Source organism: Nocardia sp. NPDC004568, from assembly GCF_040609955.1.
GTDB lineage: Bacteria > Actinomycetota > Actinomycetes > Mycobacteriales > Mycobacteriaceae > Nocardia.
Window position 1 is genome coordinate 26,129 of the sequence record NZ_JBEXLL010000050.1, and the last position, 25,153, is coordinate 51,281.

General features: G+C 69.2%; 26 protein-coding genes. 20 read left to right on the forward strand and 6 right to left on the reverse strand.

Features of this window, described 5'->3' with window-relative positions:
• Window positions 1-79 precede the first annotated feature (79 nt).
• The 7 genes from ABZV91_RS21535 (at window position 80) to ABZV91_RS21565 (ending at window position 5,157) form a co-directional block, all read left to right on the forward strand.
• Window positions 80-511: a helix-turn-helix transcriptional regulator gene (locus ABZV91_RS21535; protein WP_355244499.1), complete on the forward strand. Its 432-nt coding sequence runs from the start codon at window positions 80-82 to the stop codon at window positions 509-511.
• Window positions 512-733: 222 nt separating this feature from the next.
• Window positions 734-1,567, forward strand: coding sequence for a phage shock protein PspA (gene pspA, locus ABZV91_RS21540; RefSeq protein ID WP_355244435.1), 834 nt, complete (start codon window positions 734-736; stop codon window positions 1,565-1,567).
• 29 nt (window positions 1,568-1,596) lie between these two features.
• A complete protein-coding gene (locus ABZV91_RS21545) occupies window positions 1,597-2,541 on the forward strand; it encodes a hypothetical protein (protein ID WP_355244438.1) in 945 nt (314 codons plus the stop codon).
• Window positions 2,542-2,651: 110 nt separating this feature from the next.
• The gene (locus ABZV91_RS21550; protein WP_030521672.1) at window positions 2,652-2,825 is read left to right on the forward strand and encodes a hypothetical protein; all 174 of its coding nucleotides are present in this window, start codon (window positions 2,652-2,654) and stop codon (window positions 2,823-2,825) included.
• 94 nt (window positions 2,826-2,919) lie between these two features.
• Window positions 2,920-3,633 carry a PIG-L deacetylase family protein gene (locus ABZV91_RS21555; protein ID WP_355244441.1) on the forward strand — a complete coding sequence of 238 codons (714 nt, stop codon included), beginning with the start codon at window positions 2,920-2,922 and terminating at the stop codon, window positions 3,631-3,633.
• A gap of 122 nt (window positions 3,634-3,755) precedes the next feature.
• A complete protein-coding gene (locus tag ABZV91_RS21560; protein WP_355244444.1) occupies window positions 3,756-4,919 on the forward strand; it encodes a nucleotide disphospho-sugar-binding domain-containing protein in 1,164 nt (387 codons plus the stop codon).
• A 43-nt stretch (window positions 4,920-4,962) separates the two neighbouring features.
• Window positions 4,963-5,157 carry a DUF3046 domain-containing protein gene (locus tag ABZV91_RS21565; protein WP_039825751.1) on the forward strand — a complete coding sequence of 65 codons (195 nt, stop codon included), beginning with the start codon at window positions 4,963-4,965 and terminating at the stop codon, window positions 5,155-5,157.
• Window positions 5,158-5,179: 22 nt separating this feature from the next.
• Here ABZV91_RS21565 and ABZV91_RS21570 read toward each other — a convergent pair whose 3' ends face one another.
• Complete coding sequence (locus ABZV91_RS21570; RefSeq protein WP_355244447.1) at window positions 5,180-5,695, reverse strand: CGNR zinc finger domain-containing protein; 516 nt, start codon at window positions 5,693-5,695, stop codon at window positions 5,180-5,182.
• 150 nt (window positions 5,696-5,845) lie between these two features.
• On the opposite strand from ABZV91_RS21570, the gene ABZV91_RS21575 reads away from it, so the two are divergent.
• From ABZV91_RS21575 to recX, 5 genes are all read left to right on the forward strand, one after another.
• Window positions 5,846-6,307, forward strand: coding sequence for a VOC family protein (locus tag ABZV91_RS21575; RefSeq protein WP_355244450.1), 462 nt, complete (start codon window positions 5,846-5,848; stop codon window positions 6,305-6,307).
• Window positions 6,308-6,321: 14 nt separating this feature from the next.
• A complete protein-coding gene (locus tag ABZV91_RS21580) occupies window positions 6,322-7,203 on the forward strand; it encodes a pyridoxamine 5'-phosphate oxidase family protein (protein WP_355244453.1) in 882 nt (293 codons plus the stop codon).
• Window positions 7,204-7,216: 13 nt separating this feature from the next.
• A complete protein-coding gene (locus tag ABZV91_RS21585; protein ID WP_355244456.1) occupies window positions 7,217-7,666 on the forward strand; it encodes a nuclear transport factor 2 family protein in 450 nt (149 codons plus the stop codon).
• A 152-nt stretch (window positions 7,667-7,818) separates the two neighbouring features.
• On the forward strand, window positions 7,819-9,948 hold the full coding sequence (recA, locus tag ABZV91_RS21590) for an intein-containing recombinase RecA (protein ID WP_355244459.1): 2,130 nt from the start codon (window positions 7,819-7,821) through the stop codon (window positions 9,946-9,948).
• Window positions 9,949-9,952: 4 nt separating this feature from the next.
• A complete protein-coding gene (gene recX, locus ABZV91_RS21595; RefSeq protein ID WP_355244462.1) occupies window positions 9,953-10,657 on the forward strand; it encodes a recombination regulator RecX in 705 nt (234 codons plus the stop codon).
• A 227-nt stretch (window positions 10,658-10,884) separates the two neighbouring features.
• Here the strand turns inward: recX and ABZV91_RS21600 are convergent, their stop codons facing one another.
• The 4 genes from ABZV91_RS21600 to ABZV91_RS21615 all read right to left on the reverse strand — a co-directional run bounded on the left by ABZV91_RS21600 (window position 10,885) and on the right by ABZV91_RS21615 (window position 14,180).
• Window positions 10,885-11,778 carry an amino acid ABC transporter permease gene (locus ABZV91_RS21600; RefSeq protein ID WP_355244464.1) on the reverse strand — a complete coding sequence of 298 codons (894 nt, stop codon included), beginning with the start codon at window positions 11,776-11,778 and terminating at the stop codon, window positions 10,885-10,887.
• A complete protein-coding gene (locus ABZV91_RS21605; RefSeq protein ID WP_084487518.1) occupies window positions 11,775-12,455 on the reverse strand; it encodes an amino acid ABC transporter permease in 681 nt (226 codons plus the stop codon). Before ABZV91_RS21605 ends, ABZV91_RS21600 begins: the two co-directional genes overlap by 4 nt.
• An 84-nt stretch (window positions 12,456-12,539) precedes the next feature.
• The gene (locus tag ABZV91_RS21610) at window positions 12,540-13,379 is read right to left on the reverse strand and encodes a glutamate ABC transporter substrate-binding protein (protein WP_355244468.1); all 840 of its coding nucleotides are present in this window, start codon (window positions 13,377-13,379) and stop codon (window positions 12,540-12,542) included.
• A 72-nt stretch (window positions 13,380-13,451) separates the two neighbouring features.
• Window positions 13,452-14,180, reverse strand: a complete 729-nt coding sequence (locus ABZV91_RS21615; protein WP_355244502.1) for an amino acid ABC transporter ATP-binding protein — start codon at window positions 14,178-14,180, stop codon at window positions 13,452-13,454.
• A 366-nt stretch (window positions 14,181-14,546) separates the two neighbouring features.
• On the opposite strand from ABZV91_RS21615, the gene miaB reads away from it, so the two are divergent.
• On the forward strand, window positions 14,547-16,100 hold the full coding sequence (miaB, locus tag ABZV91_RS21620; protein WP_355244471.1) for a tRNA (N6-isopentenyl adenosine(37)-C2)-methylthiotransferase MiaB: 1,554 nt from the start codon (window positions 14,547-14,549) through the stop codon (window positions 16,098-16,100).
• Entirely contained in the window at window positions 16,088-16,804 is a 717-nt protein-coding gene (locus ABZV91_RS21625; protein ID WP_355244473.1) for a hypothetical protein, read from the forward strand. The genes miaB and ABZV91_RS21625 overlap by 13 nt, the downstream gene beginning before the upstream one ends.
• A 96-nt stretch (window positions 16,805-16,900) precedes the next feature.
• Here the strand turns inward: ABZV91_RS21625 and ABZV91_RS21630 are convergent, their stop codons facing one another.
• A complete protein-coding gene (locus ABZV91_RS21630; RefSeq protein WP_355244475.1) occupies window positions 16,901-18,289 on the reverse strand; it encodes a DUF349 domain-containing protein in 1,389 nt (462 codons plus the stop codon).
• Window positions 18,290-18,806: 517 nt separating this feature from the next.
• Here ABZV91_RS21630 and ABZV91_RS21635 point away from each other — a divergent pair.
• From ABZV91_RS21635 to ABZV91_RS21660, 6 genes are all read left to right on the forward strand, one after another.
• Window positions 18,807-19,478 carry a hypothetical protein gene (locus ABZV91_RS21635; RefSeq protein ID WP_355244478.1) on the forward strand — a complete coding sequence of 224 codons (672 nt, stop codon included), beginning with the start codon at window positions 18,807-18,809 and terminating at the stop codon, window positions 19,476-19,478.
• Window positions 19,475-20,458, forward strand: a complete 984-nt coding sequence (miaA, locus tag ABZV91_RS21640) for a tRNA (adenosine(37)-N6)-dimethylallyltransferase MiaA (protein WP_355244481.1) — start codon at window positions 19,475-19,477, stop codon at window positions 20,456-20,458. Before ABZV91_RS21635 ends, miaA begins: the two co-directional genes overlap by 4 nt.
• Complete coding sequence (locus ABZV91_RS21645) at window positions 20,455-21,288, forward strand: TrmH family RNA methyltransferase (protein ID WP_355244485.1); 834 nt, start codon at window positions 20,455-20,457, stop codon at window positions 21,286-21,288. The genes miaA and ABZV91_RS21645 overlap by 4 nt, the downstream gene beginning before the upstream one ends.
• Window positions 21,289-21,380: 92 nt before the next feature.
• Complete coding sequence (gene dapF, locus ABZV91_RS21650; RefSeq protein WP_355244505.1) at window positions 21,381-22,259, forward strand: diaminopimelate epimerase; 879 nt, start codon at window positions 21,381-21,383, stop codon at window positions 22,257-22,259.
• 61 nt (window positions 22,260-22,320) lie between these two features.
• On the forward strand, window positions 22,321-23,880 hold the full coding sequence (gene hflX / locus ABZV91_RS21655; protein ID WP_355244488.1) for a GTPase HflX: 1,560 nt from the start codon (window positions 22,321-22,323) through the stop codon (window positions 23,878-23,880).
• A gap of 123 nt (window positions 23,881-24,003) precedes the next feature.
• On the forward strand, window positions 24,004-24,906 hold the full coding sequence (locus ABZV91_RS21660; RefSeq protein ID WP_355244491.1) for a lysophospholipid acyltransferase family protein: 903 nt from the start codon (window positions 24,004-24,006) through the stop codon (window positions 24,904-24,906).
• Window positions 24,907-25,153: the final 247 nt, after the last annotated feature.

Below are 25,153 nucleotides of genomic sequence, written 5' to 3' on the forward strand. Positions count from 1 at the left end.
CGGGGCCGGTTCCGACGTTGTGCGAAGAGAGAACCGCGTGCGTGCCGTGGGCGACGCCTACCGGGAGAAGGAGAACTCGATGACGCTGCTGCGAGAAGCGATCGGGGACAGTCTGCGGCGTGCGCGCCTCGCCCAGAGCCGGACCCTGCGCGAAGTATCCACCTCGGCGCGGGTGAGTCTGGGCTACCTCTCCGAAGTCGAGCGAGGTCGTAAGGAAGCGTCCAGTGAACTGCTGGCCGCGATCTGCGAGGCGCTCGACGTGCCGCTGTCCCGGGTGCTGTGGGATGTGAGCACCGCGATCGCCGGCGAGGACGTGCCGGCCGCCGCCCCGGCCCGCGAGCCCGCCGAAGCGGCCACCTCGGCGGAGCCCGCCGCCGAACCCGCGGCCGCCGAACCCGCCACCGCGGCCGCGTCGGCCGTCACCGGTACGCGGACCCAGGTCGACGGGGAGACCAGGATCGTCATCCCGGCGCCCACCAACGGTCCGCTCGTGCTGGTCGAAGCCGCCTGACCGGTGATAGCCGCGGTATACCCGATCGTGACAATGCGCGCGGCGGCGGGGACCGGATAGATTCGTAGTATGCGTCGGCGCGGCCGTTCTCGGCGAGACGCGGCGTCGTTCGGTGGCCGGGACCCGGCGCCGCATGGTGGAGGATAGGCAGATACCGAGTGCGTGACGGTCGCGCACTCCGAGTCGCCCAGGCGGCACAGTAGATGGAGGCGGGATCAACCGATGGCTAATCCGTTCACGAAGGCCTGGAAATACCTGATGGCCCTCTTCGATTCCAAGATCGAGGAGCACGCGGATCCGAAGGTCCAGATTCAGCAGGCTATCGAAGAGGCTCAGCGTCAGCACCAGGCCCTGTCCCAGCAGGCCGCCTCGGTGATCGGGAACCAGCGGCAGCTGGAGATGAAGCTGAACCGGCAGCTCGACGAGGTCGAGAAGCTCAACGCCAACGCCCGGCAGGCCGTCGTCCTCGCCGACCAGGCCAATGCCGCGGGCGATGCCGAGAAGGCCATCCAGTACACCAACGCCGCCGAGGCGTTCGCCGCGCAGCTGGTCACGGCCGAACAGTCGGTCGAGGACCTGAAGGTACTGCACGATCAGTCGTTGCAGGCCGCCGCGCAGGCGAAGAAGGCGGTGGAGCAGAACGCGATGCTGTTGCAGCAGAAGGTCGCCGAGCGCACCAAGCTGCTCAGCCAGCTCGAACAGGCCAAGATGCAGGAGCAGGTCAGCGCCTCCCTGCAGCAGATGGACAGCACGCTGTCCGCGCCCGGCAGCGTCCCCAGCCTGGACGCCGTGCGGGAGAAGATCGAACGCCGTTACGCCACCGCGCTGGGGTCCGCCGAACTCGCCCAGAACACCGTCCAGGGGCGCATGCTCGAGGTCCAGCAGGCCAGCGTCCAGATGGCGGGCCACAGCCGGCTCGAGCAGATCCGCGCGTCCATGCGCGGCGATTCCCTGCCCGCCGGGAACACCGGCGCGGCGCTCGACGCCGGGAAGTCGGCGGCCGAACCCGCACAACCACAACCACAGATGGACAAAGGGCAGACCGCACAGCAGTAGCGGCTCCACCGAGTTCGGCGAGGACAGCGATGAAGTCTGACAGGTCCCGATTCCGCACCGGGTCCCGGGAATTCGCCCGCGCCTGGCCCGAATTGCCGCCGCAGGCGGCCTATGTCGCCGACAGTTTGCGGGGGGCCGGCGAACACGCGCTCGTCGCGGTTCGCCGCTGGGCCGATCCGCGTGAACGTGAGCTCCGCCGACGCCGCCGGGCCCGGCGGCGCAGTATCGGTCTCGGCACGGTTTCCGGGCTCACCACCGCCGGGGCCGTCGGATTGGTGATCCTGTCCGCGCCCGCCTGGGCGGTCGTGGTGCTCGGCGGCGGAGCGGTCGCCCTGGTCACCGGCGCCGCCCTGAGTACCCGTCGGTACCTGCGGTTGCGGCGGGCGCCGCTGCCACTGGCCGGCTATCTCCCGCGCAAACTCCCCTCCGGGCGGTCCGCCGCCCGGCCTGCCATGGCTCGATTGGCACGCGCCGAACGTGCGTTGCACGAGGTGGCCGGGCAGATCGCCCGGTCGCGCCGGCTGCCCGCCGACGAACTCGAGGATCTGATCGCCACCGCCGGGTCCGGTGCCGCCGCGCTGACCGCGCTGGCCGCCGATATCGCCACCATGGAAGGCGCGGTCCGCACCCTCCACGGAGGTGCGGCGGAGATCGCCGACGCGGCCGATGTCCACCGGCTCGGGGAGACACTGCGGTCGATCGTCGCCCGGCTCGACAGCGGGGTCGCCGAGTACGAGCAGGTGGTCGCCGCGGCCACCCGCGTCCTCGCCGTCGACGAAACAGGTTCGCTGCGCTATGAATTCGACGGTATCGTCGCCGATCTGCGGCAGGCGGCCGACCGGATGGACGGCTGGGCGCAGGCACTCACCGAACTCGCCGATCGCGCCCCCGGTCCGCTGCCGCCGCCCGCCGCGGCCCACACCCCGTGGCAGCCGCCCGTGGCCGAGGCGCCGCACGGCCGCCCGCACCCGTAACCGGTCTCAGGGACAACCCTGATCTTCCCCGGATATTGCCCTTCACCTGGTGATTTCCCATGTCCGCGGTGCCATGCTCGAAGCAGGAGACAACCGCTGGGAGGCACGAAATGCTGTGGAAGATCATCGGCGTGGTCGCCGTCGTCTGGATCGCGCTGGCGGTGATCGGCGCACTGATCAAAGGGCTGTTCCCGATTCTGGTGATCAGCGCGGTGGTGTTCGGGCTGTATCTGCTCTACAAGGCGATCTCGGGCTCGGACGACAATTCGGTCACCAAGGTCTGACCCCGCCCGCGACTGTACGGCCGGATGCCTCTTCGCTCGGAGAGTCATCCGGCTTTTCCGTGTCCCGGGCGGGCGCTTGTGTTCGAATGGCGCCATGCAGCACCTTCCGGAGGATTGGCAGCGGGCCCTGGTGATCGTCGCCCATCCCGACGATATCGAGTACGGGGTCGCCGCCGCGGTGGCCCGCTGGACCGGCCAGGGCAAAGATGTGCGCTACTTGCTGGTGACCTCCGGCGAGGCGGGAATCGCCGGGGTCCCGCCCGCCGAGGCGGGGCCGTTGCGCGAAGCCGAAGAGCGGGCCGCGGCCGCGGTCGTCGGGGTGAGCGAGGTACAGTTCCTCGGCCATCCCGACGGCCGGATCGAAGCGAACCCGGCCCTCCGCCGCGACCTGGCCGCGGCGATCCGCCGGCACCGTCCGGACCTGGTGGTACTGGGCCACTTCGGGCCGACCTGGGCGCCCGGCATCGTCAACAGCGCCGACCACCGGGCGGTCGGCCGCGCGGCCCTCGACGCGGTATCCGATGCCGGGAACGAGTGGATCTTCCCCGAGCTCACCGGAACACCACCGTGGACCGCGCGCTGGGCAGCCGTGGCCGTTCCGGCCGGCGCCACCCACGCCGTGGATGTCACCGATACCGTCGCCGCCGCCGAGGCGTCACTGGCCGAACACCGGCGCTACCTGGAGGTGTTGAGCCCGGAGCCAGTGGCGGATCAGGTGCGGGCGGTGGTCACGATGACCACAGGACCACTGGACGGTTTCGGCGCCGAACGCGCCGTCGGGTTCGAGCTGTACACCTTCGCCGGCTGAGTTCCGCGGGGCCGGATACCGCCGCCGGAACGCGCCGCGAAACAGGTCCCGCGCCGCCTCGGCGCGGCCGCGGAAGCGCAGCCCGGAGTCGGCGCCCGCGGGCGCGCCGATAGCATGACCGGATGCGAGTGGCTGTCGTCGCCGGTCCCGACCCGGGTCATGCGTTTCCCGCTATCGCGCTCTGCCTGCGTTTCCGGGACGCCGGTGACGATCCTGTCCTCTTCACCGGCCCCCGTTGGTTCGAGGCCGCGCGGGCGGCCGGTATCGGGGTGCGGCGGCTGAAGGGGCTGGCGCCCAGGCCGATCGACGACGACAGCGACGCCGGTGCGCGGATACACCAACGGGCCGCTTACATCTCGACCGAGATCCTGCCCGAACTGGGCGCGATGCTGCCGGAACTGGTCGTCTCCGATGTGCTCACCGCGGGAGGCGGTATGGCCGCCGAGCGGTTGCGGGTGCCGTGGGTGGAACTGTCCCCGCATCCGCTCTACCTTCCGTCGAAAGGGTTGCCGCCGATCGGCAGTGGGCTCGCGCCGGGCGCCGGAGTGCGCGGGCGCGCCAGGGATTCGGTGCTGCGGATGCTGACCGCCCGCGCGGTGCGGACCGGGCAGCGGCAGCGGGAGGCCGCCCGGGCCGGGGTCGGTCTGCCGGCGACCGACCCGGGGCCGGCGGCGCGGCTCGTCGCCACCCTGCCCGCGCTGGAGGTCCCGCGACCGGACTGGCCGGCGGAGGCCGAGCTGGTCGGCCCGCTGCTCTGGGAGCCCACCGACCGGCGACTGGAGTTGCCGCCGGGGGACGACCCCCTGGTGGTGGTGGCGCCGTCCACCGCCCATACCGGGGTCGCCGGGATGGTGGAGACGGTGCTGGACGCCCTGGCCGGGGCCGGGGTCCGGGTGGCGATCTCGATGCTCGACGAGCCGCCGTCGGCGCTGCCCGACTGGGCGACCGCAGGGCTCGGACGGCAGGACGAACTACTCGCCCACGCCGCCGTGGTGATCGGTGGTGGTGGGCACGGGCTCCTGGCGAAATCGCTGGCCGCGGGAGTGCCCGTGGTGACCGTCCCGGGAGGCGGCGACCAGTGGGAGCTCGCCAATCGCGCGCAACGCCAGGGTTCGTCGCTGCTGGTCCGCCCGCTCACCCCGGAGGCGGTGCGCGCCGCGGTGCTGCGAATACTGGCCGAACCCGGTTTCACCACGGCGGCGAAAACGGCGGCCGCGGGAGTCGCCGAGGTGGCCGATCCGGTACAGATCTGCCACCGGGTCCTCGACTCGGTGCGGACGTACTGACCGCCCGGCACCCGCGGACGCCGGTGCGGGTATCTTGTGCACGGTGCGGCTGACGGAATTCCAGGAACTCATGCACACCGAATTCGGCGAGGCCCGGGGCGACACCCTGCTCAATGATCACGTCATCCCCGCGCTCGGCGGCCGGACCGGCGCCGTCGCCATCGAGGCCGGTGTCGATCCGCGTGATGTATGGCGTGCGCTGTGCGCCGAATTCGACGTCCCGCGTTCTCGCTGGTGACCTCGTGCCCGCCGGGGCGCGGTCAGCTCCGGCGCGCGTGATGGCGCGCCGCTTTCGCGCGGTTTCCGCAGGTCGCCATCGAATGCCAGCGGCGGGTTCCGTTCTTGGACGTGTCGTAGAAGAACAGCACGCAGTCGGGGTGGGCGCAGCGGCGGATACGGGTGGGCCCCTCGGCCAGCAGATGCAGCAGGTTGTCCGCCGCCAGCCAGCCGGGTAGCCAGGCCGGGTCGGCGACCTCGGGAGTACCCACGGGTCCGGTCTCCTCGAGGTGACGCCGGATGCGACCCCGGTCGAGTACTTCGTTGAGCGCATCGCGGGAGCCGTGCACGACCGCGTCGTACACGGCGGAGCGGGCGGTGAGCACGGCCTCCAGGGTTCGTTCGTCCGCGGGGGCCGTTCCGGTCAGGCCCGCCGACTCCAGCCAGACCCGCAGACCTGCCACGTCGGTGAGCAGGTCTCGCGGGCCGTGCTCCATCCACCGCGTGTTCAGCAGGTCGAGGGCCGGCGGTTCACCGAGGTGGGGGCGTGGATCGAGCATGCCTGAGGGTAACGGCCTCCTGATCGGTATCCGGGTATCCGAACCCAGTGTAACTGTCTATCCGAATTTCAATGGTTGACGGCCGGTGTCCGCGCGCGCTAAGTTCTAACCGTTCAAACAACTTGAACGGTTAGACAAGGAGAATCGCCCATGACCACAGCCGTCACACCTCGACTCGCCACCGGGCATATCGGGTTGAACGTGTCCCAGCTGGATCGCTCGCTGCGCTTCTACCGGGATGTCCTCGGCTTCGACGAGCTCGCCACCGGCGCCGATGCCGATCGGCGCTGGGCCTTTCTGGGTGCCGGCGGTGAACTCGCCCTCACGCTGTGGCAGCAGAGCGCGGGGGAGTTCCCGGTGGATCGGCCCGGGCTGCACCATCTGTCGTTCCAGGTGTCGTCCGTCGAGCAGGTGCGGCAGGTGGAAGCCGCGCTGACCGCGCGCGAGGTCACCTTCTTCCACGACGGTGTGGTCGCGCACGGCGAGGGCGCGGCGTCCGGCGGCATCTTCTTCGCGGATCCGGACGGTATCCGGCTCGAGGTCTACACGCCGGCCGGCGTCGAATCCGCCCCCGCCCCCAGCGGCGCGGCGCCGACCTGCGGGTTCTTCTGAGTGGTCCCGGTCCGATGAATGTCTTCCATTCCGGTGAACTGGCGGTGCAGCGCCGGGCGGGGCAGGCCGATATCGCCGCGAAGGTGGGGCGGACGGTCCACACCGCGATACCCGAGGCCGCCGCCCGCTTCCTGGCCGAGCAGCCGATGGTCGTGATCGCCGCGGTGGACGACGCGGGAAGCCCGTGGGTGACCCAGCTGACCGGTGCACCGGGCTTCCTCCGGGCCCTCGACGCTCGCACCCTCGAGATCGCGGCGCTCCCGGGGCGCGGTGATCCGCTGACACCGCCCGACCATCCGTGGCGGGTCGGCCTCATCGCCGTCGAACCGGACCGCCGGCGGCGGATGCGGGCCAACGGGACGGTACGTCGGATCGGCGACCGGCTGCACATGACAGTGGAGCAGGTCTATTCGAACTGCCCGAAATACATCTCCCGGCGGCATATCGTCGACGTCGCGGAGCGGACGCCGCCGGAGCCGGAGGTACGCCGCGGTATCGAACTGGATGCCCGGCAGCAGGCCGCGATCGCGGCGGCCGATGCCTTCTTCGTGGGCAGTACGGATACGGCGGGTCGTGCCGACGCCTCACATCGTGGAGGAGACCCCGGCTTCGTGGAAGTGCGCGCGCCGGACCGGCTGTACTGGCCCGAGTATCGCGGCAACTCGATGTTCATGACGCTCGGCAACCTGGCGGTGGAGCCACGCTGTGGTGTGCTGATCCCGGACTGGAACACCGGCGGCCTGCTGCACCTCACCGGTACGGCCGAACTCTCGTGGGCCGCCGGTCCGGCCGGCGCCGGGCCCGCCGGTGTCGAGTTCACCGTGCGCGCGGTGGCCGAGCGGCTCGCGGGGCCACTGCGCTGGAGCCCGCCCGAACTCTCCCCCGTCAACCCGTGAAAGGAGTCGCCGCATGCGACCACCACTGCCCCCGTTCGACGCCGTGACCGCCGCCGCCGAGGTGCGCGCGGCCGAGAACGCGTGGAACACCCGTGATCCCGAGACGGTCGCCGCCGCCTACACCGTCGATACGGTGTGGCGTAACCGCGACGAGTACTTCACCGGTCGGCCGGCCGTTGTCGATTTCCTGTCGCGGAAATGGGCGAAGGAGAACGGCTATGCCCTGCGTAAGGAGCTGTGGGCCTGGTCGGGAGACCGGATCGCGGTGCGATTCCAGTACGAATGGCACGACGAGGCCGGGCAGTGGTGGCGCAGCTACGGCAACGAACAGTGGGAGTTCGCACCGGACGGGCTGATGGCGCGGCGGGAGGCGAGTATCGACGACGTACCCATCACCCGGGCGCAGCGGCGCATCCACGGACCCCGGCCGGAGGGGGATACGACCGAGCTCCCACAGTGGTGAACAGGTGTGCCGAGGGGCCCGCGACGCGCGGCCACGTAGCTTGACTCGAACACCTGTTCGTCTAGGCTGAGGCCGGAACTTGTCGGTGCCGCCCTCTACTGTGGGCGCCAACCACACCACCTACCTACCACCCGGTGAAAAGGGGAGTCACGATGGCGCCACAGCCCTATGACCGCGACAAAGCGCTCGAACTCGCGCTCGCGCAGGTCGAGAAGAGTTTCGGCAAGGGGGCGGTCATGCGCCTCGGCGAAGAAGCCCGCCAGCCGGTCTCGGTGATCCCGACCGGTTCCATCGCACTCGACGTCGCACTGGGTATCGGCGGTCTGCCCCGTGGCCGCGTCGTGGAGATCTACGGCCCGGAATCCTCCGGTAAGACCACGGTCGCGCTGCACGCGGTCGCCAATGCGCAGGCCGCCGGCGGTGTCGCTGCCTTCATCGACGCCGAGCACGCGCTCGATCCCGATTACGCCCGCAAACTCGGTGTCGATACCGACGCGCTGCTGGTGTCCCAGCCCGATACCGGTGAACAGGCCCTGGAAATCGCCGATATGCTGGTCCGCTCCGGCGCCATCGACATCATCGTCATCGACTCGGTGGCCGCCCTGGTACCCCGGGCCGAGATCGAGGGCGAGATGGGCGACAGTCACGTCGGCCTGCAGGCCCGCCTGATGAGTCAGGCGCTGCGCAAGATGACCAGTGCCCTGAACAATTCCGGCACCACCGCCATCTTCATCAACCAGCTGCGCGAGAAGATCGGCGTCATGTTCGGGTGTTTCAACTATGCCACCCGAGTTCAGCTGGCCGACGGTACCACCGAGAAAATCGGGAAGATCGTCAACCAGAAGATGGATGTCGAGGTACTTTCCTACGACCCCGAGACCGATCGGGTCGTTCCTCGGCGCGTGGTCAACTGGTACGACAACGGACCGGCGGACTCCTTTCTCCAGTTCACCGTGGAGAAGTCCAGCGGTAATGGTAGGTCTCAGTTCGCTGCGACTGCGAATCACTTGATCCGCACTCCCGGTGGATGGACCGAGGCGGGCGAGATCACCGCAGGAGATCGGGTACTGGCCGTCGAAGACTTCCGGCTGGGTGGTCAGCAGTTCCAGGTCGTACTCGGTTCTCTCATGGGCGATGGTAATTTGTCGCCGAATCGCCGGAATCGTAATGGTGTGCGGTTCCGGATGGGGCACGGATCGCGTCAACACGAGTACCTGGACTGGAAGGCCGGACTCCTCGGAAACATCGAGCATTCGAGCCGGATCAACGATAAAGGTGCGAAATTCGTCGATTTCACGCCATTGCCCGAACTGGCCGAGTTGCAGCGTGCGGTCTACCTGGGTGATGGAAAGAAATTCTTTTCCGAGGAATTCTTGAAGGCGCTCACACCGCTCGCGCTGGCCATTTGGTATATGGATGATGGATCATTTACTGTGCGCTCGAAAGGGGTGCAGCAGCGTACCGCTGGTGGGAGCGGCCGGATCGAAATATGTGTGGAAGCGATGAGCGAGGGATCGCGTACGCGGCTACGTGACTATCTTCGTGATGCGTACGGTCTCGACGTCCGGCTTCGTGCTGCCGGTAGTGCGGGTAAAGCTGTGCTCGTCTTCACCGCAGCGGCGACTGCCGAATTTCAGGAGTTGGTGGCGCCCTTCATGGCCCCGTCCATGGAGTACAAACTTCTGCCCCGCTACCGTGGTGGTAGTGTTGTCCGCCCGGACTTCGTCCCTCCGGCCAAAAGGCTTGTGCCGGCACGCGTCCTGGACGTCCGCGTGAAGCCGCAGACCAGGTCGATGCACCGGTTCGATATCGAGGTGGAGGGTAACCACAACTACTTCGTCGACGGTGTCATGGTGCACAACTCCCCGGAAACCACCACCGGTGGTAAAGCGCTGAAGTTCTACGCGTCGGTTCGTCTGGACGTCCGGCGGATCGAGACCCTGAAGGACGGGAGCGACGCGGTCGGTAACCGGACCCGGGTCAAGGTGGTGAAGAACAAGGTCTCCCCGCCGTTCAAACAGGCCGAATTCGACATTCTGTACGGACACGGAATTTCGAAGGAGGGCTCGCTGATCGATATGGGGGTGGAGCACGGATTCATTCGTAAGTCCGGCTCCTGGTACACCTACGAGGGCGATCAGCTCGGCCAGGGTAAGGAGAACGCCCGCAAATTCCTCCTGGAGAACACCGATATCCGGGACGAGGTCGAGAAGAAGATCAAGGAAAAGCTGGGGATCGGTGCGGATGTGACCGCGACGGAAGAGACCCCGGCCGATTTCTGACCCGGTGGACGCGAGGTCACGGGGCCGCGCCGAGACCACCGATCCGGTGGCGCAGATGCGGCGCCGACTCGACGAACTCCTGGCGACCGGTGGCACCGTCACCGGTTCCGCCCGGGGTCCACGGCCGGACGAGCCCGATCCGCAGCGGGTTCGTCCGGCCGGCTCCGGTGCACCGGACGATGCGCCGATCGGTGGGCGCACCGGCGATGATGTGCGTGGCGCTATCGAACAGGCGAGGGAGTCCGCTCTGCGGTTACTGGCCGTCCGTGCCCACAGCCGGGCCGAGCTGGCGCAGCGACTGTCCGCCAAGGGGTATTCGTCCGAGGTGACCGAGCAGGTACTCGACCGGCTGGCCGAGGTCGGTCTCATCGACGACGCCGATTTCGCGCGGCAGTGGGTGCGGCAGCGGCACGGTTTCTCCGGGAAGGGGCGGCGTGCGCTGGAGCAGGAACTGCGGCGGAAAGGCGTGTCACAGGAGGACTCGGCGGCCGCGCTGGACGCCGTCACGGCCGACGACGAATACGAGCGGGCCGTCGAGCTGGTGCGCCGCAAACTACGGAGCCTGCCGGCCGGGTTGGACCGGGAGAAGGCCATCCGGCGGCTGGTCGGAATGCTCGCCCGGCGCGGCTACGGGCATTCGGTGGCATACGCGGTGGTCAAGTCCGAATACGAGTCCGCCGGATTCGGCGACGACCCACCGCTGGATTGAGGGCGCCCCGGGCAAGCTGATGCGCCGCCCCGATCCGGCGCCGGTCGAACTGCTCAGCGTCCGGAGATCGACCTGCGAGCCGGCGCGAGCTCGACCTCCGGACTCGGAGCACCCCCCATGGGTGCGGGCGGTCTCCCCGGTACCTCGGCCGGACCGGCTCCCCCTAGCGCGGTGGTGGTCCGCCGCCGATCCCGGTGCCGGACCGCGCGAGGCCCGGCACCGGCGGACTACTTGGTGATATCCACCCCGGGAGCAGCGTCGGTGATAACCGAATCGGCCGCGACCACCGCGCCGCCACGTTTCCGGCGGCCGGCCCGCAGGCGCTTCTCCAGTCCGGTGGCGATCGTCGAGAGCAGCACGTTCAGCACGATCATGATGATCGCGACCACGATCAGAGCGGGAATGGTGTTCGATTCCGCCGCCCCGAGCTGCTGCGCGCTGCGGACGACCTCCTCGTAGGTGATCACATAGCCCAGCGCCGAATCCTTCAGCGCGACCACCATCTGGGAGATCAGGGCCGGCAGCATCGCCGTGATCGCCTGCGGAAGCAGGATGAGGCGCATCAGCTGACCCTTGCGCAGTCCCAGTGCCACACCGGCCTCGGTCTGCCCCTTGGGCAACGACAGGATGCCGGCGCGCACGATCTCGGCGATCACCGAACCGTTGTAGATGGTCAGTGCCGTCACCACGGCGCCCAGCGCCAGATACTCGGATTCGAAGAGGTCGTATTCGGAGTACAGGGCGAACAGGAAGATCATCAGGATCAGCACCGGAACGGCGCGGGCGATCTCCACGATCGTGCCCGCGGTCCAGCGCACCCAGCGGTGGTCCGAGAGCCGGGCGATACCGAAGATCATGCCGATCACCATGGCGAACACGATGGACAACAGCGCGGCGACCACCGTGCCCCGCAGGCCGGGCAGGATGTAGGTGCTCCAGACCGCCCCGTCCAGGAACGGCTCCCATTTCTCGGCGGTGAACTGTCCCTTGTCGGCGAAACCGCGGTAGACGAAGAAGCCCGCGGCCACGACCACCACGAGCACCACGAGCGAGTAGACGCTATTGCGGATACGGGCGACGGGGCCCGGAGCGTCGTAGAGAACGGATGCCGTGCGGCTCATCGGGCCACCTCGAATCGTTTGGCCAGATGCCCGAACAGCAGACCGGCGGGCAACGTCAGGATCACGAAGCCGAGCGTGAAGATCAGGCCGATGGCCAGCAGCGCCGCTTCGGTTTCGATCATGTTCTTCATCAGGAACGATGCCTCGGCGACACTGATCGCGGAGGCGACCGTCGTGTTCTTGGTCAACGCGATGAACACACTGCCCAGCGGTGCGATCACCGAGCGGAACGCCTGGGGCAGCACGATGATCCGCAGGTTCTGCAGGAAGCTCAGGCCCAGCGAGCGCCCGGCCTCCGACTGGCCCATCGGCACAGTGTTGATACCGGCCCGCAGGGATTCACAGACGAATGCCGCCGTGTACACGCTGAGACCGATCACGGCCCAGCGGAAATTATTGTCGGCCAGCGAGGTGGGCCCCTCGGAGGCCAGGTTCATCCCGAGCGTGGAGTACAGGCCCAGGGAGCAGAACACCAGGATGAGGGTGAGCGGGGTGTTGCGGAACACGGTCACATAGGCCGTGCCCACCCAGCGGGCCACGGGGACCGGCGATACCCGCATACCGGCGACAACGGTACCCAGCACCAGGGAACCCACCGCCGAGAACACGGTCAGTTTTATGGTCATCCAGAATGCTTCGAGCAGCTGGGTGTCGTATTCCGAGATCAAATCGAACACGGTGGTTGCGCGCCTCCGATCGGCAGGATGGGGCCGGACCGGAGGGCCGGGCCGCGGGCGCGACCCCGCCCTCCGATGCGGTGGTCAGTACCGGTCCACCTGCGGGGCCTGCGGGGTTTCGTAGCTCGCGGCCTTACCGACCGTCTCCTGGAACGCGGTGTCCCAGGCGCCCGAGCTGATCATTTCCTCGATCGCGTCGTTGATCTTGTTGCGGGTGTCCTGATCGCCCTTCTTCAGGCCGATCCCGTAGTTCTCGGTGGTGAACTTCTCGCCGACGACCTTGTACTTGCCGGGCGACTGCGACGCGTAACCGGCCAGGATGATGTCATCGGTGGTCACCGCGGCGACGGCGCCACTGTTCAGACCCTCGAGGCACAGCGAGTAGGTGTCGTAGGTCTGCAGCTGGGTGTCGGGATACTTCTTCTGGATGTTCTGCGCGGGCGTGGAACCGGTCACCGAGCACACCGTCTTGCCTTTGAGGCTCTCCGGGCCGGTGACATCGTTGTTGTCGGCGCGCACCAGCAGGCTCTGCCCCGCGACATAGTAGGGGCCGGCGAAATCGACCTTCTCCTTGCGCGCGTCGGTGATCGAATAGGTGGCGACCACGAAATCGACCTGCCCGTTCTCGATCAGGGTCTCGCGCTGCGCGGAGGGGGCTTCCTTGAAGGTGATGCCGTCCGGTTGGACGCCGAGTTTCGAGGCCACGTACTTGGCGACCTCGACATCGAAGCCGCTGTAGGTCCCGTCGGTGTTACGCAGGCCCAGGCCGGGCTGGTCGTATTTGATGCCGATGGTCAGCTCGCCCTCCTGGGCGTTCTCCAGCGCGGTCTTGTCGCTGCCGCCGCCACAGGCCGCGGTGGTGGCGGTGGTGACGGCCACAGCGACCGCGCCGACCGCGATGCGGAGTGCTCGGTTGATCCTCATCGGTGTTCCTTCCCTCATCTCCTCGACGGCGCGATGCCGTCGAGTGTGTGCCTGTCTATCCGCCGGGCAGATTCAGTGACTGAGAATCTTGCCCAGGAAGTCCTTGGCACGATCGGACTTCGGTGCGCTGAAGAATGTCTCCGGGTCGGTGTCCTCGACGACCTGGCCGTCGGCCATGAACAACACCCGATCGCCGGCACGGCGGGCGAAGCCCATCTCATGGGTTACCACCAGCATGGTCATGCCCTCTTTGGCCAGCGAGACCATCACATCGAGGACTTCGTTGACCATTTCCGGGTCGAGTGCCGACGTCGGCTCGTCGAACAGCATCACCTTGGGATTCATGGCCAGCGCCCGCGCGATGGCGACGCGTTGCTGCTGCCCGCCGGAGAGTTGGGCGGGGTACTTGTCGGCCTGGTTGGCGATACCGACCCGTTCCAGCAGTTCCATGGCGTGGCGGCGGGCCTGGTCCTTCTTGGTCCCGCGGACCTTCATCGGCGCGAGCATGACGTTGTCCACGATCGTCTTGTGCGCGAAGAGGTTGAACGACTGGAAGACCATGCCGACATCGGCGCGCAGGGCGGCGAGGGCGCGACCCTCGGCGGGCAGCGGTACCCCGTCGACGCGGATCTCTCCGGAATCGATCGGCTCCAGCCGGTTGATGGTGCGGCAGAGCGTCGACTTCCCGGAGCCCGACGGCCCGAGCACGATCACGACCTGCCCACGGGGCACCTCGAGGTTGATATCGCGCAGCACGTGCAGGGCACCGAAGTGCTTGTCGACGGCGCGTAGGGTGATCATGGGCACAGCAGTTGTGTCGCCGGCCGCCCCTGGCGTGTCGGCGTCGGTGTCGGTCATGGCACTGACCTTAAGCCGAAATTTCGGTTTTGCGAGCCTTTCGGCGACACACCCCGGCGCCACACCGAGTCGAAATTCGGGTTTAACCCGATGGTCATCCGTTGTAATCCGTTCGCTCGGCCGGGATTTGCCTGCCGAGGGGCCGGCGGGACAGTAGCGGCGAATCGGCCGGCCCGTTCCCCATATGTGGGAAGGGCCACGGCGGACATGCCGTCTCCAGGCGGTCACGGGCGGGCCGGGTCCGGCCACCGGGGCGGGAGGGGCGGATCTGCTGGAAAACGCCGGGGCGAGGGCCCGTACCCTGGACGCGTGGATTCGATCGGACAGGTAGCGCTCCCCACCCGGATCGAGCCGGCCGGCGCGCGCAGTTACGAGGTCCGCACCTTCGGTTGCCAGATGAACGTGCACGATTCCGAACGCTTGTCCGGCCTGCTCGAGGATGCGGGGTATCGGAAGGCCGCGCCCGGCGCGACGGCCGATCTGGTGGTCTTCAATACCTGCGCGGTGCGGGAGAACGCGGACAACAAGCTGTACGGCACCCTCGGCCATCTCGCGCCGATCAAGGCGTCCCGGCCCGGTATGCAGATCGCGGTCGGCGGCTGCCTGGCCCAGAAGGACCGCGATTCGGTCCTGAACCGGGCGCCCTGGGTGGATGTGGTGTTCGGTACCCACAACATCGGCTCGCTGCCGGTGCTGCTGGAACGCGCCCGGCACAATGACGAAGCCCAGGTCGAGATCCTGGAATCGCTCGAGGCGTTTCCCTCGACCCTGCCCGCGCGCCGGGAATCGGCGTACGCGGGGTGGGTGTCGATCTCCGTCGGCTGCAACAACACCTGCACCTTCTGCATCGTGCCCGCCCTGCGCGGCAAGGAAGTGGACCGGCGCCCCGGTGATGTGCTGGCCGAGGTGCAGGCGCTGGTGGACCAGGGTGTGCTGGAGGTGACGCTGCTCGGGCAGAACGTCAACGCCTACGGCGCCTCCTTCGCCGACCCCGGGCAACCCCGCGACCGGGGCGCCTTCGCCAAACTGCTGCGGGCCTGCGGCAACATCGACGGACTGGAGCGGGTGCGCTTCACCTCACCGCATCCGGCGGAGTTCACCGACGATGTCATCGAGGCGATGGCCGAGACCCCGACTGTGTGCCCGCAGCTGCACATGCCGCTGCAATCGGGCTCGGATCGCGTGCTGAAGGCCATGCGCCGGTCCTACCGGCAGGCCCGCTATCTGGGGATCATCGAGAAGGTGCGGGCGGCGATGCCGCATGCGGCGATCACCACCGATATCATCGTCGGTTTCCCGGGGGAGACCGAGGAGGATTTCCAGCAGACCCTCGATGTGGTCCGGCAGGCCCGGTTCACCAGCGCCTTCACCTTCCAGTACTCCCCGCGACCGGGCACTCCGGCCGCGGAGATGGCCGATCAGGTCCCCAAGAAGGTGGTCCAGGAGCGCTACGACCGGCTGATCGCGCTGCAGGAGCAGATCTGCGTGGAGGCCAATCACGCCCTGATCGGCACCGAGGTGGAACTCCTGGTCGCCGACGGCGCGGGAAAGAAGAACGCCGCGACCGCCCGGATGAGCGGGCGGGCCCGGGACGGTCGACTGGTGCATTTCCGGCCCGACGGGGCCGCCGCGCCGATCCGCCCCGGCGACCTGGTCACCGTCGAGGTGACCGGCGCGGCACCGCATCACCTGGTCGCGGACGCGGGCGTCCGGGCACATCGCCGGACCCGCGCCGGGGACGCGCACGAGGCCGGTACCACGCCGAAGACCGCGCCGATCGGTGTCGGGCTCGGGCTGCCGCGGATCGGGGCGCCCGCACCGGAGCCGGTCGCCTCGGGCTGTGCCTCCGGATGCGGGACATGAGCGGCACCGGCGACGACGACCGAAGCGACGAGGACCGCGCCGCATCGGAGCCGCGCGACGCGACGCCGCCGGCGAATGACGCGCCGGCCCCGGGACATCGATCAGGCGAGGGAAACGAGGACGACGTGAATCCGGCCGAGACCGAGCAGTTCGAAGAATTCCGCGAAGACCTCGACGCGGTGGAGCGCCGGATCGCGGGCGAGATCGATCCGGGTGTGCGCGCCATGGTGGTGGCCGGCGCGGTGTTCCTGCTGCTGCTGTCGCTGGTGCTGCCGCATACCGGTGGCGCGCGCGGTTTCGATGTACTGCTCGGGTCGCAGGCGGCGACGATCGAGCACGTCGGGCTGCCGTCGCGGGTCTTCGTCTGGTTCGTGCTGATCTTCGGAATCGGGTTCTCGCTGCTGGCACTGATGACCAGGCGCTGGGTGCTCGCCTGGATCGCGGTGGCCGGATCGGCGATCGGCAGCGCGTTCGGGGTGTTCTCGATCTGGCATCGGCAGACCCCGGGCCTGAACAACTACGTGGGTTCCGGGCCCGGTATCGGTCTGGTGCTGGGCACCCTCGCCATCGTGGTGCTGACCTTCCACTGGGTGAAGGTCGTCTGGAGCCGGACCGCGCTACAACTGGCGGCGGAGGAACAGCGGCGGATCGCCGCGGCGCGCGAGGAGGAGCGGCAGCGGCGCGATCGGTTCGGCGAGGACTGACTCCGGCGACCGCGACCGTCCGCCGCGACCGGTCGGTCGCGGCGGACCGGTCGCGGCGGTCGGTCGCGGTGGACGGAGCGCCGAGCGGGGGACCGCTCAGAGGTTGCTGACCGCGCCCTCCGCCGCTTCGGCCCACTCCCGCCACTGCTGGGCCTGGGCGAGGGCCTTCTCCGCATCGCGGGTCTTACCGGCGGCGGTGGCCTTGGCGGCCTGCTCCTCGAACTGCGCGACCCGCTCCCGGAACTGCGCGGCCCGGGCCAGTGCCTCCGGGTCGGTGCGGCGCCACTGGGCGTCGGCGGCCTGCCGGACGCGTTTCTCGATGGCGCGCAACCGGCCCTCGAGATCGTGCATCCGCTCGCGCGGAACCTTGCCGATGGCGTCCCAGCGTTCCTGCAGATCGCGCAGGGCGGCCCGGGCGCCCTCCAGATCGGTATCCGGGTCGATGGCCGGCTCGTAGCTGCTCAGTAGTTCTTCCTTGGCCAGCGCGTTGTCGGCGAACTCGGCGTCGCGTTCGGAGGCCGCCGCGTTGCGCGCGGCGAAGAAGACGTCCTGGGCGCTCTTGAAGCGGCGCCACAGTGCCTCGTCGGCTTCCCGGGGAGCCCGGCCCGCGTTCTTCCACTCCACCAGCAGTTCCCGGAACACCGCCGCGGTCCCCGCCCAATCGGTGGACTCGGACAGTTCCTCGGCCTGGACACAGAGTTCTTCTTTGCGGACCTTGGCGGCGGCCCGCTCCCGGTCCAGCTCCGCGAAATGAGCGCCGCGGCGGCGGTTGAAGGCCTCCCGGGCCTTGGAATACCGGCGCCACAGGGCGTCGTCGACCTTGCGGTCCACTCCGCGGATGGTTTTCCACTCGTCGAGGATCTCGCGCAGCCGATCGCCGGCGGCCTTCCACTGGGTGGATTCGGCGGCGATCTGCTCGGCTTCGGCCGCGAGTGCCTCCTTGCGCTCGGTGTGCTCGTGCCGAGTGCGCTCCTTCTCCTCCTTGGCGTGCGCGGCGGCCTCGTCGGAGTGTTCGGCGATCGCGCGGAGGCGCGCGGCCAGGCCCTCGATATCGCCGATCACCGCGGCGGTCGGCAGCGTTTCGGCGAGCGCGAGGGCAGCGGCCTTGGTCTTGCGGGCATCGGTGCCGGCGGCCAGCCGGGCCTCCAGCAGGGCGACCTCGGTGGCCAGGTCGTCGAAACGGCGACCGAAGTGCGCCAGTCCCTCGGCGGCGTCCCCGGCCTGCCAGGAACCGATGATCCGCTCGCCGTCGGCGGTCTTGACCCAGGCCGTGCCGTCCTCGTCGACCCGGCCCCAGACGCTGGGGTCGGTGGCGCTGGGGACGACCACCGGATGCGGGTGTTCGGTGGCGGGCCCGGACGTTTTCATCGCGGCCGGGGTGGGGTGCGCCTCGCCGGGTTTGGGACGGCTACCGGGCTTGGGAGCGCTGGACGGGCGACCGGGCTTGCCCGGGCCGGGTTTGGCGGTTCCGTTGCTGTGGGTCATTGCTCCTCGTCCCTGCCGCGCGTCACGGCTGCCTGGTTTACGCGCTGCGCATTCTGGCTATGCTCTGCTCATTCTGGCTACGCCCGATCATTCTGGCTACGTCTGCCCGTCTCGGCCGTGCTGGGGTCGACGTGTCGTACGTGCGTTGCCCGTGCGTCCCCATTCAACCCGCCCGCACTTCCGGAAACCACACCGCCGACAGCGGCGGCAACTGGCCGGACCTGCGGATCCGGACTCCTCGGACCTGGTCCGGATACTTCGCACCCTAGCAATTGCCGCCCGGTTTCCGGGAGAGACACTCGTACCGCGCGCGGGGCGCGGGCGGTACCGGCGAACCGGCCGCGTCGCTGGTCCGCGGGTACGGGCTACGGTTGACGGCGTGTTCTGTCTAGCGGCTCTGATCCCCTCGCCGCCCGTTCTCGTCCCCGAGCTGTGTGGCGGCGCGCCAGCGGCCGGCGCGGGCCCCGCCTCCGAACCGGCCGGTGCGCGGGGCGGGTCGCGGCCGCCGGAGGCGGCGGTGAACGAACTCCGCGCCGCCGTCCTCGCCGCGGGGGCCGCGCTGGCGGAGGCGACACCGCACTGGACCGTGCTCGGGGTCGGGCCCGTCGAGCGGAGCTACGACGCCGATACGGCGGGTACCTTCCGCGGCTTCGGCGTGGATGTGCGGGTGGATCTGGGTGGACCGGGTGCGCAGACGGCCGCGGACCCGGACCCGGACCTGCCGCTGGCGGTCCTCGTCGCCGGCTGGTTGCGCGCGGCGGTGGCGCCGCACGTGCCGGCGCGGGCGTGCATGCTCGCCGCCGACACTCCGGCGGACAAGTGCGCGGAGTTCGGTGCGCAGCTGCGCACCGAACTGGACGCCGAGGCCGAGCCACAGGGTGTCCTGGTGGTCGCCGACGGCGCCGCGACCCTGTCGACCGCCGCCCCCGGATATTTCGATCCGCGGTCGGCGCCGGTGCAGACCGCGCTCGACCGGGCGGTCGGCACGGGGGATCCGGAGGCGCTGCTCGCCCTGGACCCGGCCCTGTGCACCGAACTGATGGTGTCCGGCCGTGCCGCCTATCAAGCGCTCGCCGGGCTTTTCGCGGCCGACGCCGCGCCGCCGGTCGTGAGCGAGCGGTATCGGGGCGCACCCTTCGGCGTCGGCTGGTTCGCGGGCCTGTGGCGGCTGGCCGCCGTGGCGCGGTGACGGGGGACCCGCGACCGGTCGCGGTGGTCGGACCGACCGCTACCGGTAAATCGGAACTCGCCCTCGACCTGGCCGAAGAGCTGGGCGGTGAGATCGTGAACATCGATGCGATGCAGCTGTACCGCGGTATGGACATCGGCACCGCGAAACTGCCGCCGGATCAGCGGCGTGGCATCCCGCACCATCAGCTCGACGTACTGGAGGTCACCGAGACGGCGACCGTCGCGGCGTATCAGGCCGCCGCGTCCGCCGATATCGAGGCGATCATGGCCCGCGGCCGGGTGCCCGTGGTGGTCGGCGGTTCGATGATGTACGTCCAGGCGCTGCTGGACCAGTGGGAGTTCCCCGCCACCGATCCGGCGGTGCGGGCGAAATGGGAAGAACTGCTGGCCGGGCAGGGGGTGACTGCCGTACACGAGGCGCTGTGCCGGGCCGATCCGGCCGCCGCCGCCACCATCCTGCCCACCGACGGCCGCCGGATGGTGCGCGCGCTCGAGGTCGTCGAACTCACCGGCCGGCCGTTCGCGGCGTCCGCGCCGGTGATCGGCGCGCCGCGCTGGGATACCCGCATCCTCGGGGTCGATCGTGAGACAGCCGAACTGGACGAGCGGATCGCCCGGCGCACCGCGGCGATGTTCGAGCAGGGGCTGCTGGAGGAGGTCCGCGGGCTCGTCGAACTGGGGCTACGCGATGGGCAGACGGCGCGCCGGGCCATCGGTTACGCCCAGGTGCTGGCCTGTTTCGACGGTGAGTACGACGAAGCGCAGGCGCGTGAGCGCACCTTCATCGGGACCCGCCGCTACGTCCGGCGGCAGCGGTCCTGGTTCCGGCGCGACCGCCGGGTGCGCTGGGTGGACGGCGCCGCCCCGGACTCCACCGCGATCGCCCTGGCCCTGCTGGCAGACTCTGCGGTAACCCGCCCACCGGCGCCCGGTCCGCGGGCGTCCGATCGCCTACCCGAGGAGCGAACCCGCTCGTGACCCGGCAGATCCATCGCCGCAACGCCGCTGTCCAGGTGTGGACGGCCTATCTGGACAATCGCACCAAACGTCACCGGGACAGCCGTTTCCTGGTGCACGGGGTGCGGCCGATCACGCAGGCGCTCGCGCACGACTGGCCGCTGGAAACTCTGCTGTATCGCCTGGGCGATCCGGGTCTGTCCGCCTGGGCGCGCGAGATCCTGGAGACGAGCGCGGTGCCCGCGGTCGGGCTGGCGCCCGAGCTGATGGCCGATCTGGGAGAGAAGACGGGCGGACCGCCCGAACTGGTGGCGGTCGCGGAATACGCCCGCGACGACCTGGCCGGATGCGAGCTCGGCGAGCCGGGGGAGGCGCCGGTGGTCGTCGTCTTCGACCGGCCGAATTCACCCGGGAATCTGGGCACCGTGATCCGGTCCGCCGACGCGTTCGGCGCGTCGGCGGTGGTGGTCGCCGGGCACGGGGCCGATCAGTACGACCCTCGCTGCGTCCGCGCTTCCACCGGATCGCTGTTCTCGGTGCCGGTCTTCCGGGTGCCCGGGCCCGCGGAGGTGCTGGAGTTCCGGGACCGTCAGGTGGCGCGCGGTGTGCCCACCCGGATCGTGGGAACCGACGAGAACGGCGAGCGCGCGGTCTTCGACGAGGATCTGATCGACGCCACGATCCTGGTCGTCGGCAACGAGACCAGCGGGATGAGCGCCGCCTGGCTGGCGGCCTGCGACCGCACGGTCACCATTCCGATGGGCGGCAGCGCCAGCTCGCTCGGGGCGCCGTCGGCCGCGGCCGTGGCGCTGTACGAAATTTCCCGGCAGCGCCGGACGTTTGCCCGGTGAGAACAGTGGACGAGGAGACCCGAACCGACGTGCAGAACACCCCCGACGTGCAGGAGAGGCCCGACGTGCTCCGAAATGGGAACGACAAGGATGTGGAGTTCACCAAGGGCCACGGCACCCAGAACGATTTCGTGGTGCTACCCGACCCGGAGGTGCGACTCGATCTGACCGTGTCCCGGGTGGCGGCCTTGTGCGACCGGCGGCGCGGGCTCGGCGCCGACGGCGTACTGCGCGTCGCGCGGGCGGGCGAATTGGTCGGCGCGGGCGTACTCGACGAATACCCCGACGGCGTGGGGCCCGGCGATTGGTTCATGGATTACCGCAACGCCGACGGTTCGATCGCCGAGATGTGCGGGAACGGGGTGCGCGTGTTCGCGCACTACCTCGTGGCCCGCGGTCTGGCCGACGGGGCCGAATTCGTGGTCGGCAGTCGTGCCGGGGCACGACCGGTCGTGGTGCACGAGGCCGGCACGGTCGCGGGAGAGGTGACCGTCGATATGGGGCCCGTGCGGGTGCTCGGCGCCTCGACCGCCACGGTGGCCGGGTGGGGATACCCCGGCCTGGGTATCGATGTCGGCAACCCGCATCTGGCGTGTGTCGCGGATCTGTCGGCCGGTGCGCTGGCCGAACTCGATCTCACGGCGCCTCCCGGATACGACCCCGATATGTTCCCGCGGGGCGTCAATGTCGAGATCCTGACCGGGCTCGACACCGACGGCACTGTGGATATGCGGGTGTACGAACGCGGCGTCGGCGAGACCCGCTCCTGCGGCACCGGCACCGTCGCCGCGGCCGCCGCGGCCCTGGCGGCCGACGGGTTCGATCTCGCGGACGGGACCGGCGAGGTCGGCGTCCGGATTCCGGGCGGGGAGGTCCGCGTGGGAGTGCACGCGGGCGCGGCGTGGCTGCGCGGTCCCTCCGAGCTGCTCGCCACCGGTCGGCTGGCCGCGCAGTGGTGGGACGCGCGATAACCGCGTCCGGGCGGAAAATCATATGCGCCGACCAGCGCATCAGTGGCAGCATGGATGGTGTATGAGAAATTCTGATATTTCCGGGACCGGGAACGGGTCCCCTGAATCGTTCGACGCGCACTCGCCGGAAACAGATCCGGCTTTCGCGCTCGACGATATCGACTCGGGTGCGCGCACCGCGAACGGCGTGGCGCCCGGCAGCCGGCGTGCCGGCTGGTCCGCCGATCCGACCACCGGCGAATTGCAACTGGACGAGCGGAGCGCGCTCCGCCGTATCGCGGGTCTGTCCACCGAGCTCACCGATATCACCGAGGTCGAATACCGGCAGCTGCGACTGGAACGTGTCGTCCTGGTCGGGGTATGGACCGAGGGCAGTGTGGCGCGAGCCGAGTCGAGTATGGCCGAATTGGCCCGGCTGGCCGAGACCGCCGGATCCGAGGTGCTCGAAGCCCTGATCCAGCGGCGCGATCGGCCCGATCCCGCGACCTACATCGGTTCGGGGAAGGCCGACGAACTGCGCGCGGTGGTGCTGTCCACCGGTGCGGACACCGTGATCTGCGACGGCGAGCTCACCCCGGCGCAGCTGACCGCGCTGGAGAAGGTCGTCAAGGTCAAGGTGGTCGACCGGACCGCCTTGATTCTGGACATCTTCGCCCAGCACGCCACCTCCCGCGAAGGCAAGGCCCAGGTCGCGCTGGCCCAGATGGAGTACATGCTGCCCCGGCTGCGCGGCTGGGGTGAATCCATGTCGCGGCAGGCGGGTGGCCGGGCCGGCAGCAACGGTGGTGTGGGTCTGCGCGGTCCCGGTGAGACCAAGATCGAAACCGATCGGCGGCGGATCCGGGAGCGGATGGCCAAACTGCGCCGCGAGATCCGGGAGATGAAAACCGCCCGCGACACCAAGCGCGCACGACGCACCTCCAGCGGGGTGCCGTCGGTGGCCATCGTCGGCTATACCAATGCCGGCAAATCGAGCCTGATGAACGCGCTCACCGGCTCGGGTGTGCTGGTGCAGGACGCGCTGTTCGCCACCTTGGACCCCACCACCCGACGCGCGGAGCTGGAGGACGGCCGCGAGGTGGTGTTCACCGATACCGTCGGCTTCGTCCGCCACCTGCCCACCCAGCTCGTCGAGGCGTTCCGCTCCACGCTGGAGGAGGTGACCGGCGCCGATCTGCTGCTGCACGTGGTGGACGGTTCCGATGCGCTGCCCGCGGAGCAGATCAAGGCGGTCCGGGAGGTCGTCACCGAGGTGATCCGGGAGTCGGGACAGCCCGCCCCGCCCGAGCTGCTGGTGGTCAACAAGATCGACGAGGTCGATCCGGTGGAGCTGACCCGGCTGCGTGGGCTGCTGCCCGGCGCCGAGTTCGTCTCCGTACACAAGGACCTCGGTATCGACCGGTTGCGTACCCGGCTTGACGAGGTTCTCGGTGGGCTGGATGTGGAAGTGAGCGTGCTGCTTCCGTATACTCGCGGCGATCTGCTCGCCAGGATCCATGCCGACGGCAGGATTTCGCGCTCCGAGCACACCGAGAACGGCACCCGTGTCCAAGCCCGGGTACCGAGTGCGCTGGCAGCGGCCCTTTCCGGCTACGCCAACGCGGGCGCGGCGCCGGCGTGACCGGTTCGGGCGCACCCCGCCCGAACCGATCCGGGTCGCGAAAATGTGGGACATTGCATAACCCTGTGGGCTGTCGACCCATGTCGATTCACAATCGGTATGAGTCGACCTCAGGAGGGTTTTATGTCACAGAATGGCCGCACCGCTCTCGGCGGCGACGACCGACAGCGCAGGGCGCTGAGGGACCGGACCGGGCTCAGTGACGGCGCGCCGGTATCGGTCGATCTGAGTGCGATCGACCTCCGAGTGCTCGAAGCGGCCCTGGCGCCGCTGCGGGCCTGGAGCAGTCCCCGTTTCTTCGGCTTGGACAACATTCCCGCCGAGGGGCCGGTGCTACTGGTCGCCAATCACAACCTGCTCGGCGTGATCGACGCGCCGTTACTGCTACCGGAAGTGCTGCGTACGCGCGGCCGGTTGATCCGCGGTCTCGCCGAGAATCTGCTCATCTCCGTACCCGGCGTGCGGCATCTGCTGCACTACTACGGGTCGGTGCGCGGGACCCGGGACAACTGCCGGACGCTGCTCGACCAGGGCGAAGTGGTTCTCGTCTTCCCCGGTGGGGGTCGCGAGGCGATCCGTCGCAAAGGGGAGAAGTACGCACTGCGCTGGGAGGGCCGCACCGGCTTCGCGCGGATGGCGATCGAATGCGGGGTGCCGATCGTGCCGGTGGCGATGATCGGGATCGACGATGCCTACGACATCGTCGCCGACAAGGACGACCGGTTGCTGCGGCCGCTGCGACTGCTGGTCGAATCGCTCGGTCTCCATACCGAGCTGACCCCGCCGCTGGTGTGCGGTATCGGACTCACCCCGATTCCGCGTCCCGAACGCTTCTATTTCAGCGCCGGGCCGCCCATCGATACGGGGCCCTGGCGCGATGCCGGCGATATCGACGAGGCCGCGGAACAGCTCTCCCGGGTGGTGCAGAAGGCGGTGCGCGAGGAACTGCTCTTCCTGCTCGGCCATCAGGCCGTCGACCGCGGCCGCACGCTCGGCGGGCGGTTGCGCGAACTGCTGCCGGTCTGACCCGGCGCGCCCGCCGGTGAATGGTAAGGCGGTGCGGCTACTGGTCGTGAGAGGGGAGCACCAGGTAATTCGGACAGTGAAGTGAACACCGATTCACACTCCGGGTACGGTAGATCACAGTGACGGGCCGGCGCGGTCCCGTCCGGAGTGTTCACTAGACGAGTAAGTCCGAAGTCCCGTCGATGCCCGGACATGGGCGGAGGGCGTCTATGACCAGTGTGTGACCAATGATCTCGACGCCCTCCTG

Coding starts and splice junctions, on each gene's coding strand:
- ABZV91_RS21535 (WP_355244499.1), top strand. CDS start 80: ATGACGCTGCTGCGAGAAGCGATCGGGGACAGTCTGCGGCGTGCGCGC.
- pspA (WP_355244435.1), top strand. CDS start 734: ATGGCTAATCCGTTCACGAAGGCCTGGAAATACCTGATGGCCCTCTTC.
- ABZV91_RS21545 (WP_355244438.1), top strand. CDS start 1,597: ATGAAGTCTGACAGGTCCCGATTCCGCACCGGGTCCCGGGAATTCGCC.
- ABZV91_RS21550 (WP_030521672.1), top strand. CDS start 2,652: ATGCTGTGGAAGATCATCGGCGTGGTCGCCGTCGTCTGGATCGCGCTG.
- ABZV91_RS21555 (WP_355244441.1), top strand. CDS start 2,920: ATGCAGCACCTTCCGGAGGATTGGCAGCGGGCCCTGGTGATCGTCGCC.
- ABZV91_RS21560 (WP_355244444.1), top strand. CDS start 3,756: ATGCGAGTGGCTGTCGTCGCCGGTCCCGACCCGGGTCATGCGTTTCCC.
- ABZV91_RS21570 (WP_355244447.1), bottom strand. CDS start 5,695: ATGCTCGATCCACGCCCCCACCTCGGTGAACCGCCGGCCCTCGACCTG.
- ABZV91_RS21575 (WP_355244450.1), top strand. CDS start 5,846: ATGACCACAGCCGTCACACCTCGACTCGCCACCGGGCATATCGGGTTG.
- ABZV91_RS21580 (WP_355244453.1), top strand. CDS start 6,322: ATGAATGTCTTCCATTCCGGTGAACTGGCGGTGCAGCGCCGGGCGGGG.
- ABZV91_RS21585 (WP_355244456.1), top strand. CDS start 7,217: ATGCGACCACCACTGCCCCCGTTCGACGCCGTGACCGCCGCCGCCGAG.
- recA (WP_355244459.1), top strand. CDS start 7,819: ATGGCGCCACAGCCCTATGACCGCGACAAAGCGCTCGAACTCGCGCTC.
- ABZV91_RS21600 (WP_355244464.1), bottom strand. CDS start 11,778: ATGAGCCGCACGGCATCCGTTCTCTACGACGCTCCGGGCCCCGTCGCC.
- ABZV91_RS21610 (WP_355244468.1), bottom strand. CDS start 13,379: ATGAGGATCAACCGAGCACTCCGCATCGCGGTCGGCGCGGTCGCTGTG.
- ABZV91_RS21615 (WP_355244502.1), bottom strand. CDS start 14,180: ATGATCACCCTACGCGCCGTCGACAAGCACTTCGGTGCCCTGCACGTG.
- ABZV91_RS21625 (WP_355244473.1), top strand. CDS start 16,088: ATGCGGGACATGAGCGGCACCGGCGACGACGACCGAAGCGACGAGGAC.
- ABZV91_RS21630 (WP_355244475.1), bottom strand. CDS start 18,289: ATGACCCACAGCAACGGAACCGCCAAACCCGGCCCGGGCAAGCCCGGT.
- hflX (WP_355244488.1), top strand. CDS start 22,321: ATGAGAAATTCTGATATTTCCGGGACCGGGAACGGGTCCCCTGAATCG.
- ABZV91_RS21660 (WP_355244491.1), top strand. CDS start 24,004: ATGTCACAGAATGGCCGCACCGCTCTCGGCGGCGACGACCGACAGCGC.